Origin of the sequence: Pseudoalteromonas sp. P80D2 (assembly GCF_036680945.1) — a bacterium.
In the GTDB taxonomy this organism is placed as follows: domain Bacteria; phylum Pseudomonadota; class Gammaproteobacteria; order Enterobacterales; family Alteromonadaceae; genus Pseudoalteromonas; species Pseudoalteromonas shioyasakiensis.
In genome coordinates this window covers 349803-365211 of record NZ_JAZDAR010000022.1, presented here as the reverse complement: position 1 = coordinate 365211, position 15409 = coordinate 349803, and the positions used below count along the sequence as shown (strand labels likewise).

At 42.7% G+C, this 15409-nt stretch carries 14 protein-coding genes; 5 read left to right on the top strand and 9 right to left on the bottom strand.

Features of this window, described 5'->3' with window-relative positions; all coding sequences use genetic code 11:
• Positions 1-35: 35 nt before the first annotated feature.
• The gene (locus VRK28_RS04180; RefSeq protein ID WP_062565828.1) at positions 36-1058 is read left to right on the top strand and encodes a Kelch repeat-containing protein; all 1023 of its coding nucleotides are present in this window, start codon (positions 36-38) and stop codon (positions 1056-1058) included.
• Positions 1055-1774: an SIR2 family NAD-dependent protein deacylase gene (locus tag VRK28_RS04175; protein WP_062565827.1), complete on the top strand. Its 720-nt coding sequence runs from the start codon at positions 1055-1057 to the stop codon at positions 1772-1774. The genes VRK28_RS04180 and VRK28_RS04175 overlap by 4 nt, the downstream gene beginning before the upstream one ends.
• 33 nt (positions 1775-1807) lie before the next feature.
• Here the strand turns inward: VRK28_RS04175 and VRK28_RS04170 are convergent, their stop codons facing one another.
• On the bottom strand, positions 1808-3400 hold the full coding sequence (locus VRK28_RS04170; protein WP_062565826.1) for a carboxylesterase/lipase family protein: 1593 nt from the start codon (positions 3398-3400) through the stop codon (positions 1808-1810).
• A 194-nt stretch (positions 3401-3594) separates the two neighbouring features.
• Here VRK28_RS04170 and VRK28_RS04165 point away from each other — a divergent pair, with 194 nt between their 5' ends.
• Positions 3595-4911, top strand: a complete 1317-nt coding sequence (locus VRK28_RS04165; RefSeq protein WP_062565825.1) for a methyl-accepting chemotaxis protein — start codon at positions 3595-3597, stop codon at positions 4909-4911.
• Positions 4912-4957: 46 nt separating this feature from the next.
• Here the strand turns inward: VRK28_RS04165 and VRK28_RS04160 are convergent, their stop codons facing one another.
• Positions 4958-5956, bottom strand: a complete 999-nt coding sequence (locus VRK28_RS04160; RefSeq protein WP_062565824.1) for a DUF4382 domain-containing protein — start codon at positions 5954-5956, stop codon at positions 4958-4960.
• Positions 5957-6182: 226 nt separating this feature from the next.
• On the opposite strand from VRK28_RS04160, the gene VRK28_RS04155 reads away from it, so the two are divergent.
• Complete coding sequence (locus VRK28_RS04155) at positions 6183-6623, top strand: hypothetical protein (RefSeq protein ID WP_062565823.1); 441 nt, start codon at positions 6183-6185, stop codon at positions 6621-6623.
• A 36-nt stretch (positions 6624-6659) separates the two neighbouring features.
• Here the strand turns inward: VRK28_RS04155 and VRK28_RS04150 are convergent, their stop codons facing one another.
• From VRK28_RS04150 to VRK28_RS04125, 6 genes are all read right to left on the bottom strand, one after another.
• Positions 6660-8348 carry a methyl-accepting chemotaxis protein gene (locus tag VRK28_RS04150; RefSeq protein WP_062565822.1) on the bottom strand — a complete coding sequence of 563 codons (1689 nt, stop codon included), beginning with the start codon at positions 8346-8348 and terminating at the stop codon, positions 6660-6662.
• A gap of 98 nt (positions 8349-8446) precedes the next feature.
• Entirely contained in the window at positions 8447-8956 is a 510-nt protein-coding gene (locus VRK28_RS04145) for a GNAT family N-acetyltransferase (RefSeq protein WP_062565821.1), read from the bottom strand.
• Positions 8957-8959: 3 nt separating this feature from the next.
• The gene (astB, locus tag VRK28_RS04140) at positions 8960-10303 is read right to left on the bottom strand and encodes an N-succinylarginine dihydrolase (protein WP_062565820.1); all 1344 of its coding nucleotides are present in this window, start codon (positions 10301-10303) and stop codon (positions 8960-8962) included.
• 48 nt (positions 10304-10351) lie between these two features.
• Complete coding sequence (locus VRK28_RS04135) at positions 10352-10582, bottom strand: helix-turn-helix domain-containing protein (protein WP_054562555.1); 231 nt, start codon at positions 10580-10582, stop codon at positions 10352-10354.
• Positions 10583-11555: 973 nt separating this feature from the next.
• A complete protein-coding gene (locus VRK28_RS04130) occupies positions 11556-12569 on the bottom strand; it encodes a zinc-binding alcohol dehydrogenase family protein (protein WP_332393507.1) in 1014 nt (337 codons plus the stop codon).
• A gap of 93 nt (positions 12570-12662) precedes the next feature.
• The gene (locus VRK28_RS04125) at positions 12663-13094 is read right to left on the bottom strand and encodes a MarR family winged helix-turn-helix transcriptional regulator (RefSeq protein WP_332393505.1); all 432 of its coding nucleotides are present in this window, start codon (positions 13092-13094) and stop codon (positions 12663-12665) included.
• A gap of 123 nt (positions 13095-13217) precedes the next feature.
• On the opposite strand from VRK28_RS04125, the gene VRK28_RS04120 reads away from it, so the two are divergent.
• The gene (locus VRK28_RS04120) at positions 13218-13646 is read left to right on the top strand and encodes an organic hydroperoxide resistance protein (RefSeq protein ID WP_332393503.1); all 429 of its coding nucleotides are present in this window, start codon (positions 13218-13220) and stop codon (positions 13644-13646) included.
• A 27-nt stretch (positions 13647-13673) separates the two neighbouring features.
• Here VRK28_RS04120 and VRK28_RS04115 read toward each other — a convergent pair whose 3' ends face one another.
• Entirely contained in the window at positions 13674-15407 is a 1734-nt protein-coding gene (locus VRK28_RS04115; RefSeq protein WP_332393501.1) for a GMC family oxidoreductase, read from the bottom strand.
• Positions 15408-15409: the final 2 nt, after the last annotated feature.

Below are 15409 nucleotides of genomic sequence, written 5' to 3'. Positions count from 1 at the left end.
TTCTTTAGCGATGTGTTAAGTTACCTATTTAATTTATGAGCCTGTTATTTTCTATTGCACTTGCAACCATACCTGCCTTACCTGAACCCGTCGCGAACAACGCTGTAGCCAAAGTTGTTATTGATGAACAAGCATACTTTTTAAGCTTTATGGGCTTGAGCTCAGGCAAAGCACATACAGATGTTCACAATAAAGTGTGGGTCCTTAAAGTGGGCGATAAGGCGTGGCAAGCAGCTAAAGCCGTACCAAGTACGTTGCCTCTTAGTGGCCGCTTGGCGAGTACTGCGGTGGGTGTGGGTCAACATGCCTATGTATTTGGTGGGTATACCGTTAGCGCCGATCATCAAGAAATCTCTACACCCGATGTATATCGCTATGATGTGCTCTCTAATTCATATACGCAACTGGCCAATATGCCAGTGCCGGTGGATGACAGCGTGGCGCTTTCGTACCAGCAGCGTTATATCTATTTAGTCAGTGGTTGGCATAACGATGGCAATGTTAACTTAGTACAAGTGTATGATACGCAAACGGATACTTGGCAACAGGCTTCGCCATTTTTAGGTCAACCGGTGTTTGGCCAAGCGGCGGCAATTAGTGGAAACACTATATTGGTATGTGATGGCGTTAAAACACAGGCGAATGCTGATAAACGCCGTTCTTTCGCTGCGGTTGCACAGTGCTTAAAAGGTACGATTGATGCTGATAACCCATTAAAGATAGATTGGCGTACCGTGCCACACCCAACAGGTGTTGCCCATTACCGTATGGCAGCAACCAGTTTTAATGGCGACATTTATATGATGGGCGGCTCTGATAACCCATATAACTACAATGGTATGGGGTACGATGGTAAACCAGCGCCAGCGAGTGATCATGTTTGGCGCTTTGATGTTGATAAAAACACGTGGCAAGTGATGCCAAAAGCCGGTACCGCGAGCATGGATCATCGAGGTTTATTAGAGCACCAAGGAAGTTTGTATCGTCTTGGTGGTATGGATAATAATCAACAAGTGACAGCCGATGCACTTGGTTACAAGGTAAAGTTATCTCTATGAATACACTCTATATTACAGGGGCGGGAGTGAGTGCCGCTAGCGGTATACCGACCTTTCGTGGCGAGGATGGTTATTGGACCATTGGCAGCAAAAATTATACGCCGATGGAAATGGCAACGCGTGCTATGTACGAAAATAATCCCCGCGAATTTTTAGCTTGGTATTATCATCGTTTTGCAACCTATCGCCATCACGGTCCCAATGAGGTGCATCATTGGTTGAGTGATAAAAATCTCATTACGCAAAATATCGATGGCCTTGATGGTAAAGCAGGTAACACTGACTTTATTGCGATTCATGGTCGTTTAGATCAAATGACACTGTTTCACCATCAAGGTGACGATGTAATGGCTTTTAACGCGCCGTGGGATAAAGTCAACGAAGACAACCTCCACCACTCACTACTTGAGGTGTTCAATATTATTAATGAAAGCCCCAAGCTCAACGAGTCGTTTAAGCCTTACGTGTTGTTATTTGACGAATACTACACTGAGCTTTATCGAATCTCTGAGGCGCAACAGCGTATGCTTGATGCCGATAAAATCGTCTTTATTGGCACCTCATTTAGCGTCAATATTACCCAAATGGCACTCGATATTGCACGCAGTCAAGGCACGCCAATTGAAGTGGTTGACCCAGATCCTACTCATGTATTTCATCCTAATGTGACATATCACAAAATGACTGCACTTGAGTATGTTCAGCAGCAAGGGTAAAAATAAGGCGCTTATATTAAGCGCCTTATTTGATTAATTTTCAGCTTTTGTTTCTGTGATGTTTAACCTTGCTTGTAAGGGATCCGGTAAAAACTCTGCAGTCCCTGATTTACTCATTTGCAGTATAAAAGATTCATCATTTTTATATGCTTGCCAAGTCGGTAAACCCGGGCCATTTGGTGTGCCTAATTTAATAAAATTCGTCACATAACGGTGCACTATTTTAGCGGCTTGCTTATCTTGCTCAGTGGTGACATGACCATATTTCGCTGCCACAGTATTAAAAAAGTATGGAATTTCGCTAGCGTGCTCTGCACCAGGTTTATCTAAGGTTTGCGCCACATAACCAAAACGATACAAAAAGGCATCTTTCCCCATATCTGTCACACGTTTTGCAACGAACCTTGCAGGCTCTTGCATTAAAGCATCTTGACCAACTTGGTAATTGAGTAAAGGCAATGGCGTTTCGCCGCTTGCATCGTAAGTCATTTTTGCTTGTGTACTGTGTGGAGCAAAACTTGCGAATAACGCCTCTTTAGAAGCAAAATTAGCAAAGCCTAAATCCATATCTGTTGTGCCAACCATGGTCGCAACATGGCTAAATGTGCCTTTACTCAAGCGCGCTTCAGTCGCCGAATTGATGATGGTGCCATCAATAATTGGCCCGCCAACGTACGTAGGTTCAACATCATTTTGTCGGTTTAATGTGCTCAGATTTAGGTCATCAACCACGTCTTCGGCAGATAACTCACGTAGTGCAGCAAGGGCATTTTCATCACTGCCTAAAATGGTGTGTTGCTTGGCAAAGTTTTCGCCAATTTTTTCGGCGCTTAATACGGTGTCATCATCACTAGTTAGAGGCAACTGCTTAAAAAGCTCTCGTCCGCCTGCTGACATAATAATCGCTTGCTGGAATAAGCCATTAGCAGCAGGGGTTTGCATCATCGCATGTACCGATGCGCCCCCCGCAGATTCACCCATGAGTGTTACTTTTGCAGCATCACCACCAAATTGAGCGATATTTTGTTTAACCCATTCTAGAGCCGCAATTTGATCCATTAAAGCGTAGTTGCCCAGTGCATCGTTCTCAAAACGACTAAGAGCAGGGTGCGCAAAAAAGCCAAATCGGCCTAGGCGATAATTAAAGCTAACAAAAATAACCCCTTGTTTAGCAAAGCTCTCACCTGAATAAACAGCGGGTGATGCGCCACCGTTTACAAAGCCACCACCGTGTATCCAAACCACAACAGGGTAAGGGGTATCGCTGTGTTTAGTGGGTTTAAATACATTTAAATAAAGGCAATCTTCCGAAGGGGTTGTTGTAAGCGGTGCTGCATCGGCTGCAAATGGTTTTTGCATACAGTCAGGCGCATAATCGTTAAGTACTTTTACATCTTGCCACTTAGGCACAGGCTCTGGTGCTCGCCAGCGTAACTCTCCCACCGGAGGTGCAGCATACGGAATGCCTTTATAGGCAATAAAACGCCCTTCTTTTTGCCCTTGGATAAGCCCGCCAGTGACGGCGATTTGATCTGATTGAGGTTGTTCTTGGCAGCCTTGCAAAAATACAGCAGAGCCTAATAGAAAAGATGAGTAAAAAATCGATTTGAGAATACGCGAGGTCATAACAAAGCCTAGGCTGTTTAGGTAAGGCTTATAATATTATATATTTGCTCAATGTTTAAGAAGAAAGCGCTTGAGTGTTAGAACTGGCAGTTGGTTAACCTGTTAATCATTAAGAAAAAAGAACCATTTTGTAATTCTATTTCTTGTGCTACTGAGCTAATATTTATTTAACTACCCTAATAACTGGTGTTTCAATGTGGTTTAGTAAAAATAAAGATCAACTCATTGATGCCTTGCAGCATGATGTTGATAAAAGTCAGCAATATTTAGCTGGGATCAGAGAAAATATTGCTTATATCGAATTTACACCAGATGGAACTGTTCTCGAAGCCAATGATTTGTTTTGTAAAACAATGAAAGTGCAAGCTGGCGATATTATTGGTCAGCATCATAGTAAGTTTTGTGCGCCTGAATATAGCAGCTCAAAAGAGTATCAAACGTTTTGGCAAGATATTGCTAGAGGCCAAGCAAAGTCAGGGGTTTTCTCGCGCATAAATGGTGCCGGCGAAAATATTTGGCTGCGTGCAACCTACTTTCCGGTACGCGGTGATGATGGCAAGGTGCGCTGTGCAATTAAGTTCGCTTCAGAAATTACTAAAGAAGTCGAAAAACTTGATGAAATGTCGGCAATCTATGATGCCGTTAATAAAAGCACCGCGATGATCCGCTTTACGCCGGATGGTCATATTATTTCTGCAAATGATAATTTCTTAAATGTTGTAGGTTACAGTCTTGCTGAAATCCAAGGTCAGCATCACAAACTGTTTTGTTATGACGACTTTTATCAAAAGAACCCCAACTTTTGGCAAGAGCTTGCTAACGGGCGCATTTTCTCTGGGCAATTTTCTCGTAAAAAACGTGATGGCAGCCCGCTTTACTTAGAGGCAACCTATAACCCTATTTTTAATAAACAGGGTAAAGTGACGCAGATCATTAAGTTTGCATCTGATGTCACTGCCAGAGTTAACAGCACCGAAGAAGTTAAACATGCAGCTGAAAATGCCGGCCACACGTCTGAAGAAACCTCGCAAGTCGTGACTAATGGTCAGCAGCGAATTTTAAGTAGTGTTGCGTCTTCAAAAAAAGTGAGCGAGCAGGTTCATCAAACCCGCGAACTGTCGGATGTTTTAGCGCAGCAGTCATCACAAATAGGTGAAATTGTAACCACCATTAATAGCATCGCAGAGCAAACAAACTTACTTGCCTTAAATGCAGCGATTGAAGCTGCCAGAGCCGGGGAGCATGGCCGCGGCTTTGCGGTGGTTGCCGATGAAGTAAGAAATTTGTCGCAACGTACTTCTGTGTCGACCAGTGAAATATCAGGCTTAATTGGTAAGACGCAAGAAATCGCAGCAAAAATGACGGCTCTTATCGAAGAAATCGAAGCTCTGTCTGGCGAGTCTCAGCAAAATGTTGAAGAAGTCAGCATGATCATGGAAGACATTAAAACCGGTGCGGATAAAGTGGTGGATCAAATATCCGAAGTAATTATTCGTTACGATACATTATAAACAACAAAAAGCCCGCAGTGCGGGCTTTTGATGGGGTATGCCAATATTATTCAGAAACAGTGAAAGACACGTCTAAGTCTTCACCCGATGTTACTGTAATTGGTTTTACTTGATAAAGCGTAAATGCTTCGTCTTGCGTTTCAACGTCATCGATATGTGCTGCACAGGTATAAGCAAGTTGATAATCACCAGGTTGAATGAACGCAAGTTCAAATTCGTATTGGTTATCTTCGCTATCGAAAACAACATCCGCCGTTGCAAGAGGTGCATCTAATGGTGTTTCATCTTCGTTAACTTCATAGTTGTCCATTGGCATTTCAACATCGCTGCTATATAAGTAAACAGCATGACCGAATGAGCCATCTTCCAGTGCGATATCGATATTATCAGTTTCACAGTTAGCGATAAGTACATCGCTTACAGTGCCTTCGATATCTTCAGATTCAGCAAGGTTTTCTAAGCGAACACCGCGTGGTTTTAAGAAGATCTCATCACTATTTTGTGGATCAACTAGTGACTTTTTAAGGTCAAATTCAATAACAAACTCGTTACCAGCTTGGTTTAGGGTAAAACCATCAAGTTGAATTTCACCGATACCATCGTTGCCTTTACGTTTAACAACCAGTGGTGCAATGCTGTCATCTTCGTAAACAACATGCGAAGTCATGGTTAAATCGTTTGTGTCACCATTGATGACATCTGCACGGATCCATTGATATTCACCCGCAGCTACTTCTTCATCTTCTAATAAAGAAAATACATCATCACCTGTGTAGTCTAATAAATTAACCATTTCAGGCATGGTTTCATCATCATCTTCACGGGTCTCAAAAGTGAACTCTTCACCACCTTGGGTTTTCAATGTGATTGAATCAAACACAACATTTACAGCTTTTAAACCTGTTACAGGTGCATCAGACACACCTAACGTGAACTGTGCAGTTTGCGGCTGAGGATCAACCGAATCGTTCTTGTCGTCATCTGAGCCACAACCAACAAGTGCAAATAAAACGGCGCTGCTAAGTAATGTAGTTTTAAAGTTCATCATTTCTTCCCTTTGTGTTCTAAAAATTTACTAATAGTGTAATAACTAAAACTTAATGTAACTTGAATTGCTAATGATAAGTTTCGATCAACACCTTTGTACCTTTTATGTAACAAGCTGAAAGTGAGAATAAAATAAATGCTAATTTAGCGTGCTTTTAGGTAAATCCATTTTTCTTCCACATTTTGCTGACACCATCGCAAAAAATAAAAATCTAGGAACAAAAATGAAGGTCATTGATTTAGAAAAGCGCTATGAGTTTAGGGGATGGGCACTGCTAGCTGCATTTAACGTAATCTTATTTGTGGGATTCATTTATAGCTCATCAGAAGTGAGCAGCTTACTTTTTAGTTTTTTACTGTGCACTGTTTCATTACTATTAGCGCTGTTGGTGTTTAATTCAAAGCGTAATTTAACGGTGTGTCGCCATGGTGTGCATTACCGTAATTTATTTGGACAATGCCGTCATATGCATGCAAGACAAGTGCAGTTTATTCACCATTACTCATTTTTTGGTTTGCGCTTAGTACTTATTATGGGCGAAAAGTATATTTGTATTGCGCCTTTTTATAGCCTTAATGACAAACATCAACAGCGTCTAAAGCGCTACGATAATGATTTGTTCGATTGGTTAAAGAACTTACAAAAGACCAATGATTTTTGTTAAGCAGGCTGCAATGCCTGCCTAACCATCAATCAGTTATTAGGTTTTATAACGGCTTACATTTTGTTCTAACTGCGTTGCCGTGTCTGTTAGTTCATGCATGTATGACGTTGCTACATCGGTATCATTAGCGGTTTTGTTAGCAATATCGACAATGGTCGTCATGTTTTGATTAATCGCTTCAGACACTGACGTTTGCTCTTCAGCGGCTGTGGCAATTTGTGCATTTTGTGATGTGATGGTGTTAACCGAAAGCAGTACTTCATTAAGCGCTTTTTCGACTTCGCCTGCCTCATTAACACTGGTTGCACTGCCAGATTTGATTGACTGCATAATGCTATTTACAGTTGTTGTTCCTTGCTGTACTTGCTCAATCATTGCCTCTATTTCATGAGTACTATCTTGCGTGCGTTTTGCTAGAGTTCGCACTTCATCAGCCACCACTGCAAAACCACGACCCGCTTCACCTGCTCGGGCAGATTCAATAGCCGCGTTCAGTGCCAGTAGATTAGTTTGCTCGGCAATGTTTCTGATCACATCAAGCACACTACCAATTTGACTCGATTGTTGATTAAGCTGATCCACCGCATTAGCCCCTTCATCAACTTGTTTGGCAAGGCCATTAATCACCTTTATAGCAATCAGTAATTGATTGTTAGCTTGTTTTACTAAATGATCGGCATGTTCAGCAGCGGTTGAGGCCTCTTGGGCGCTGCGGGCAACTTCCATTGACGCCGCCGACATTTCGTTTATTGCGGTTGCAACTTGCTCACTTTCTTCATGTTGGCGATTAATACCTGCGTGCATGTTAGCAAGTAGCTCGTTGAGTTTGTGTGACGCTTGATTCATCGATTGCGATGATTGGCGTATATCAATAACCATTTTACCAACGTCATCAGCAAAGCGGTTAAACGAGCTGCCAAGCTTGCCAAGCTCATCGTCTCGTTTCACCATTAAACGCTGGGTTAAATCGCCATCACCTTGTGATATATCGTTCATTGCGAGTACGGTTGTGTGCAGTGGGCTAGTAATACTGCGCGATACCACCACTGCAATCGCTGCGGTAATTGCAACTGCGAATATTGAAGCGATAACTGTGTTTATAAAGGCATTATCGATACCTTCATTAACCCGTTGTTCTGTTACTGCAACTTGTTGCTCAAGGCCACTGATCCAAAAGCCGGTTCCGAGCACCCAATTCCATTTTGGTACCAAAGCGGCATAGCCGAGTTTAGGGTTTACACTGCCGTTGGTATTTTTCCAAGAATACTGCACATAACCACCGCCTTTCTTCGCAGCATCAATCAGCTCTCGTATCAGATAAACCCCATTAGGATCTTTAAAATCATAAAGGTTTTTACCCTCAAGTGAGGCGTTAACGCCATGGGCAATATTGATCCCTTTTACATCATAAACAAACACATAACCTGTATCGCCAGCATCATCAAAACGCAAATTTCGCAAAATACTTTTTGCTTGGTTTTGCAGCTGTTCAGTATTAGAGCCATCATCTTGTGCGATGAGATGAGCAATCGAACTCATGGCAATTTTTTGATAGTTACTGACCTCGGCCTTTCGGTCGTTTTCCATTTGTGTAGCAAAACTTTCAACGGTTTGTGCACCACTGTGTTTTGACTGCACATAGTTGTAGAGTGTCAGCATAATTGCAATGAGTAGGGGGGGAAGTAGGGCTAGAAAGAGTACCCGTTGCTGTATTGATAGCGCCATTTATCGCTCCTAATAAAAATCCGCAGTACTAGTTTAGTACGTTTAAAGATTTTTATTAGTCGACTTTATGATTATATCAATTGGCTATAAAAGCAGATCTAGGCGACCTGCTTATAAAAATACACCGTTGCGTCAAATTCACCGGAGGAACTTTTCGCAAAACCAGGAATCGTGCCAGCTTCAATGTAATCGAGTTTTCGATACAAATATGAAGCAGTGTCACCTTGGCGGGTATCAAGTACGAGTAATTGAATTCCTAAGATACGGGCGTCGGTTTCTAGGCTATTCATCAATTGTTTTGCAATTCCTTTGCCTTGATATTCGCTGTGTACCATGAGCTTTTCTACCTCGCCGCGGTGAGCGCCATTGGCTTTAGCGCACAAAGAAAGCTGCACTGAGCCAATCACCGTATCACCATCAAGGGCAAGGTAAAGCCTACGGTAAGGCGTTGCTAAATCGCCATCGACCCCTTGCCAGTAGTCATGTGCTGACTGTAATGATAGCGGAGCTATAAAGCCGATTGATGCGCCACTGGCAACGCTATCAATCAGTAAACTATTGAGTGATTTAGACACCCCTTTAATAGAGTGTACTGCTTTAATTTTCATTATTTATTCTTGTTGAAATGGATACACAGAGCCTAAGTTAAGTAAGCTAGTTAACTCATCAAGTGCCTGGTAGCTTTCGGTTAAAAGCATTGGATCGGCAAAGTCGTCGCTACTTAACGAGTCACGGTAATGCTTATTAGCCCAGCTCACTAATTGGTTATATTTTTCTTCGCTGAATCGCACACCCGGATTGACCGCTGCGAGTTCGTCAGTATTGAGCGCAACACGCAAGCGTAAACAAGCAGGGCCACCGCCATTTTGCATGCTTTGGCGCAAGTCAAAAAAGCGCACTTGCTGAACTGGGTTGTCAGCCAAAATCATTTCTTGAATGTAATCGTGAACAGCTTGATTACGCTGACATTCTTTAGGTGTAACCAGCATCATGCTGTCATCACTTAAGGTAATTAATTGGCTATTAAATAAATAGCTGCCTACAGCATCTGTAATGCTCACTTTATTTGTTGGCACTTCAATAATATGGAGTGGCTTGTTGCCAATATAAGCTTGTTTAATTTGTTTTAACGTATCAGCTTGATGCAAAAACGCTTGTTCGTGGCATAGAAGTACATTGCCATTGGCCACTGCGATTACATCGTTATGAAAGACACCTTGGTCTATCACATCAGGGTTTTGCTGAATAAATAACTGATTTTCTGGCTTTAGCTGATGTAAACGGGCAATTGCTTGCGAAGCTTCAAGAGATTGTCTTGCAGGAAATTTAACGGGCTTTGGCAAGGCGCTATTAAAACTACTTGCACCATAAACAAAGATCTCAAGCCCTGAATCTGCATGACTATCGCATAATCGATTATGATTTGCGGCGCCTTCATCACCAAAAAAACCTTGATCAGGCAAGTGCGCATGATGGCTAAAGTAACGCTCATCGTTAAACATGGCTTTTAATAAAGCCGTAGTTGTAACGGGCTCTAGCGAGCGGTGAAATTTGTTATTTAAGTTAGCAGCCGTAAAGTGCACTTTGCCATCAAGCGTATCGACTGAAGGCGAAATAGTGCCAGCATTGGCTGTCCACATGGCCGATGCACTGTAACAAGCTCGCAGTAAAACAGGGTCGGCTTTAAATGCTTTTTCAATAATTTGACTATCGCTGCCTGTAAAGCCTAAACGCTTTAACACATTAATGTCGGGGCGAGCATGGGGTGCAAAAATACCTTGTTCTAGCCCTAACTCGTGCATTGCCTTCATTTTTTCAAGGCCTTGTAGCACGGCCTCTTTGGGGTTCGAATGCGAAGAGGCGTGACTTAGTGAAGCGACATTGCCATACGATAATCCCGCGTAATTGTGAGTAGGCCCCACTAAGCCATCAAAGTTTACTTCTACTGCGTGCATACTTAATCCATCATTATTGTGCATGTATTTTAACCATACAGAAGTTATTTAGCTGAAGCTAGCTAACTCCATTTCTACATTACGTAGACTTTGTTGAAGGCGCTTCTGAGTGGCAATTAAATACGCTTTTTGTTTGTTCTGTTTAACTTGTTGCTGTCGTGCGGCTTTGTATAACACACGCTTAGGAATGTCGTACTGCTCAGACGCTTCGGTGATTGTTAGTTGATGAACCGAAATTTTTTTAAGCGCTTCAATAAATGCGGGGTCATTATTTAACATAGCGACGCTCCAAATCAGCAACATTATGCGGATCGTTTGCTTCATGCATATGCCATGTGCTGATGTCTAATCGCCAAAGTAGATAAAGAGTGTGAAAGAAGTTAGTCACGTTAGTCTCCTTGTTAGTGCCAGTTCATACTCACTATTGGAAGATCTGTGCCAAACCTTTATTTAAATTAAATACATTAAAAATCAATTGGTTAATATTGGGCGGTAAGGGCGTCCCTAAAAACAGGCACTAAAATAGTGAAAGGTAAGTGCTGTAATGCACTTTAATGATGCGTGTTATTATTGTTGAGTGAGGAAATACGCGATGTGAAATTTCAGCTACAAGCTGGCACCTCGCTTCTCGTAACTTTACTCTCGTAACTTGAATCTTAATTTTTTGTTTCGCGCGCCAAGCAAGCGTGACGCCTACAGGTAGTACCGGCTTTATGCCGCAACATGGTTGAGGTAGGAGGATACGAGAATAAAACGCGATGTGAAATCGCTGCTACAAGCTGGCACTTCGCTTCTCGTATCTCGCACCTCGTATCTCGTAACTTGAATCTTAATTTTTTGTTTCGCGCGCCAAGCAAGCGTGACGCCTACGGGTAGCAGCGGCTTTATGCCGCGTTATTGGTGAGGTAGGAGCGATTCGAGAATGAAACGCGATGTAAAATCGCTGCTACAAGCTCGTATCTATTTCTCGTAGGAATGACTTTAGTCATGAATAATTAACCACTACACAAAAGTAAAACCTTGGACGTAGGCGTGAAACTTGTTTCGCGCGCCAAGCAAGCGTGACGCCTACAGGTAGCAGCGGCTTTATGCCGCGATATTGGTGAGGTAGGGGCGATACGAGAATAAAACGCTATGTAAAATCGCTGCTACATGCTCGCACCTCGCTTCTCGAAACTTTGCTCTCGAAACTTTACTCTCGCTAACTTTCCTCTCGTAGCTTTAATCTCGCTAACTTTCCCCTCGCAACTCGTTACTCAAACCCTTCCAACACAAGCTTTCCGCGAGCTTGATGAGATTCTAAAATTCCATGGGCTTTAATAAGGTTTGCTACGTTTATCTTACCTAAATGCTCACCCAATGTTGTTTTGATTGTGCCGTTATCAACTAAGCTAGCAAGCTCTGAAAGAAGCTGATGTTGGGCAATCATATCATCGGTTTGGAACATTGAGCGGGTATACATAAACTCCCAATGCAACGAAATACTTTTACGCTTTAACTTTAAAATATCAAAGCTTGCAGGGTCGTCGATCAGTGCCAATTTACCTTGTGGCTTGATCACTTCCATAATGCTATCTAGATGTTGGTCGGTGTGCGTTAAGCTCACTACGTAATCAAATTCACTCAGGTCGGCCGCAAGACGTTGCTCGTTAAGGTTTTTGCTATGATCAAGCACATGATCAACACCTAAACCTTTAAGCCAGTTGGCGCTTTCTTCTCGTGCGGCGGTACCAACAACTGTTAAATTGGTAAGCTGCTTGGCAAGTTGCACTAAAATTGAGCCTACACCACCGGCTGCACCTATCACTAATACAGAGGCTGGCTTATTGTTTTTAGATTTTTCAATCTGTAAGCGGTCAAACAATAACTCCCATGCGGTGATACTGGTTAATGGCAGGGCGGCTGCTTCACTATTACTAAGGCTTGTTGGTGCAAGACCGACAATGCGTTCATCAACAAGTTGCAGCTCAGCATTACTACCTTGGCGCGTTAAGTCGCCAGCATAAAACACACGATCACCGACATTAAATAACGAAACCTTGTCGCCAACAGCTTTAACCGTCCCCACGGCATCCCAGCCAATAACTTTGTAGCCAATGTCTGGTGACACATTAGCGCGAATTTTAGTATCAACGGGGTTTACTGAAATTGCTTCTACGGCTACAAGAATGTCGTGACCTGTGGCAACGGGATCAGGTAATTCAATCGCTTGTAGTGATGAGTCCGATAACGTTGGGGTTGCTGTAGTGTATCCAAATGCTTTCATGATGGTGTCCGTATTGATGAGTTTTGAACACTATAGCGCATCTAGTTTTATTAAAAAGCAGTGTAATCCAAATTCACTTTCAAATAATTTTTGTTAATTGAGGTCACTATTTACTAAATCGAGTAATTCAATCAGTTGCAGTGCTTGTTGTTCGTTAATGCTTGGGAAGCGACAACGAATTTGCGACGGTATATCGGCGGCTTGATCTTGCATCACCTTGCCTTTGGCTTCGAGCTGCACGAGTCGTTTGCGTTTATCTTGGCTATCTTTGGTGATCGACAACAATGCTTTATCGCTCATTTTTTTCAAAATTTGCGTCATCGCACCGCCATCAATGGCAGTTTTTTCAAGTAATTCAGCAATGCTGATCTGATCTTTTTCCCACAGCGCCATCATCACTACGTATTGCGGGTAGGTTAAATCTAATTGATTGAGAGAATCTCGATACGCACGGGCAATCCCATTCGATGCCATATATAAGCGATGGCATAGCTGGTTATCTAATTTTAGTTGTGGGTATTTCATACTCGATCCTCAAAATTCAATACGAGTATTTTAATTTGCATGCAAAGTGTTTGCAATCACGAAAAAGCTGATCTAATATATTTTGCATGCAAAATATATTTTCACTCAATTAGGAGAGTAATCATGAAAGAACTACAAAGCGTCGCATACACAGCAAAAGCAACAGCAACAGGTGGCCGTGAAGGCACAGCAAAATCAGATGATGGTCGTTTAGATGTGGCACTATCAACTCCTAAGGGGTTAGGTGGTGATGATGGTCAAGGTACAAACCCTGAGCAATTATTTGCAGCAGGTTACGCGGCTTGTTTTATCGGTGCATTAAAGTTAGTGGCTGGCCAAGCAAAAGTTAAATTACCAGCTGATACTCATATTAACTCTGAAGTATCTATTGGTCCTATTGAAGGTGGTTTTGGTATTGCTGTTAAGCTTGCTGTATCGGTAGTTGATCTTGATAAAGACACCGCCCTTGCACTGGTTAATAAAGCGCACGAAGTATGCCCATACTCAAACGCTACACGCGGTAACATTGCTGTAGAGTTATCAGTGATCTAATCGCTATTTATCAAAATAGGCCGTGCTTTATGCACGGCTTTTTTGTTTTTCAGCAATCGATTTTGCTAAATCACCTGAACCCGTAAGCGCAGATACTAGGCCTTCGCGTGGTTCACTAAATTCTATTGGTTTTATCTTGCTTGCTCGGGCTGCATCGAATACCGGCACTTGGCTCATTGCATATTCCGACAATGCGGTAATGGTTAATGATGGGTTTACCCCTAAATTACCCGGTATGATTGAGCCGTCAATAACTCGTAGGTTTTGATAGCCGAACACTTCTCCGGAGCTATCAACTACGCCGTTAGAGGCATCAGTTCCCATGGCGACTCCACTCATTATATGCGCCGTCATCGGTGCTCCAAATAGCACTTCAGATAAGGCTGAGCCTGGCACGCCACCGAGTTTTTCGGCGTAGAGTTTGGTTGCTTCTTCTGCTTTTGGAAAACTAACACTAAGCGGCGTGTCATTGTCTTTTTGCACCGCAGTAATGCCGTTTTTAAATAAGCGATACCATTTACGTCGCCATTCTAGGTGAATAAACGCCTCGGATTTTTGCATCACCAAAAATAGAATCGAGCTGCGGGCTTTTCCTTTTGGTCGCAATACTTTGGCTGTTTTTATTGGATGGCGCAGTGTATTCACTAAAAACTTAGCAATACGCTTGAGGCCTTTTCCAGTCACCATGGGAACGTAAGGTAAATATAGCCATGTGCCATCGGCGCCTTCTCTAAACCGGCAAATTTCAATATTGGTGTCTTTGTCGACCGAAATAAATGAGCTGATCGCAACACCATCATCAACTTTTTTAGTAGTGTTGTTCGCGGTGGTGAGGGTTTCTGAATTAGTGCGAATTTGCTGACCAAGCCAAGCTGAAATATTGGGCAATGTTTTGTCTTTATCGCGCATTTTTAAAAGCAAAGGCACGGTGCCCATGACCCCTGCGCTTAGCACAACGCCACGTGTTGTTAGCGTATAAATATGGCTGTTGCGATGACTGGTATCTTTAATCTTAATTTTGTATCCGGCGCTGCCATCTGCATTGAGCGGGGTGATTTTGATTACTTCAGAGCTGGGTCTTATCTCTACGCCATTGCGTTCGGCAAAGTACAAATAGTTTTTCATCAAGGTGTTTTTGGCATTATGGCGACAACCAATCATGCAGCTACCACAGTAATGGCAGGTATTTCGCCTTGGACCATCGCCATTAAAGTATGGGTCGGGTAGCTCTTTGTTATAGGCTTCGCCGGGTTTTGCAAAAAGCACCCCGGTATTCACGGTTTTGAACGAGTCACCTTGACCCATCTGCTCTGCAATCTCTTTTAATGTGCGATCGGCAACATTGGTATAGGTATTTTTGGCACTGCCTAACATGCGCTGTGCAAGGCCATAGTAGGGCATTAGACTTTCTTTCCAGTCTGATTTTATTCGTGTCCAGGCTGGAGATTGAAAGACCTCATCATCAGGAATAAGGTGCACATTGGCATAAATTTGTGAACCACCACCCACACCCACACCATGCAGCACAGTGACTTTGCTGGTAAACGAAAATTGAATGCAGCCTTTTAGGCCAATTTCTGGCTGCCACATATAGTTTTTGATATCTAGGTTGGTTTTTGGAAACTCTTTATCGTCGCGGCGTAGGCCTTTTTCGAGTACTAAAACTCGGTTGCCTTTTTCGCTTAGGCGAAGCGCACTCACAGAGCCGCCAAATCCAGAGCCTATAATAATTTGGTCAAAATCAAATGTGTGTTGCTGCATTA

Bases quoted from the DNA above. Each gene is read 5' to 3' on its own strand.
- VRK28_RS04180 (WP_062565828.1), top strand. From the start codon at position 36: ATGAGCCTGTTATTTTCTATTGCACTTGCAACCATACCTGCCTTACCT.
- VRK28_RS04175 (WP_062565827.1), top strand. From the start codon at position 1,055: ATGAATACACTCTATATTACAGGGGCGGGAGTGAGTGCCGCTAGCGGT.
- VRK28_RS04170 (WP_062565826.1), bottom strand. From the start codon at position 3,400: ATGACCTCGCGTATTCTCAAATCGATTTTTTACTCATCTTTTCTATTA.
- VRK28_RS04165 (WP_062565825.1), top strand. From the start codon at position 3,595: ATGTGGTTTAGTAAAAATAAAGATCAACTCATTGATGCCTTGCAGCAT.
- VRK28_RS04160 (WP_062565824.1), bottom strand. From the start codon at position 5,956: ATGAACTTTAAAACTACATTACTTAGCAGCGCCGTTTTATTTGCACTT.
- VRK28_RS04155 (WP_062565823.1), top strand. From the start codon at position 6,183: ATGAAGGTCATTGATTTAGAAAAGCGCTATGAGTTTAGGGGATGGGCA.
- VRK28_RS04150 (WP_062565822.1), bottom strand. From the start codon at position 8,348: ATGGCGCTATCAATACAGCAACGGGTACTCTTTCTAGCCCTACTTCCC.
- VRK28_RS04145 (WP_062565821.1), bottom strand. From the start codon at position 8,956: ATGAAAATTAAAGCAGTACACTCTATTAAAGGGGTGTCTAAATCACTC.
- astB (WP_062565820.1), bottom strand. From the start codon at position 10,303: ATGCACGCAGTAGAAGTAAACTTTGATGGCTTAGTGGGGCCTACTCAC.
- VRK28_RS04135 (WP_054562555.1), bottom strand. From the start codon at position 10,582: ATGTTAAATAATGACCCCGCATTTATTGAAGCGCTTAAAAAAATTTCG.
- VRK28_RS04130 (WP_332393507.1), bottom strand. From the start codon at position 12,569: ATGAAAGCATTTGGATACACTACAGCAACCCCAACGTTATCGGACTCA.
- VRK28_RS04125 (WP_332393505.1), bottom strand. From the start codon at position 13,094: ATGAAATACCCACAACTAAAATTAGATAACCAGCTATGCCATCGCTTA.
- VRK28_RS04120 (WP_332393503.1), top strand. From the start codon at position 13,218: ATGAAAGAACTACAAAGCGTCGCATACACAGCAAAAGCAACAGCAACA.
- VRK28_RS04115 (WP_332393501.1), bottom strand. From the start codon at position 15,407: ATGCAGCAACACACATTTGATTTTGACCAAATTATTATAGGCTCTGGA.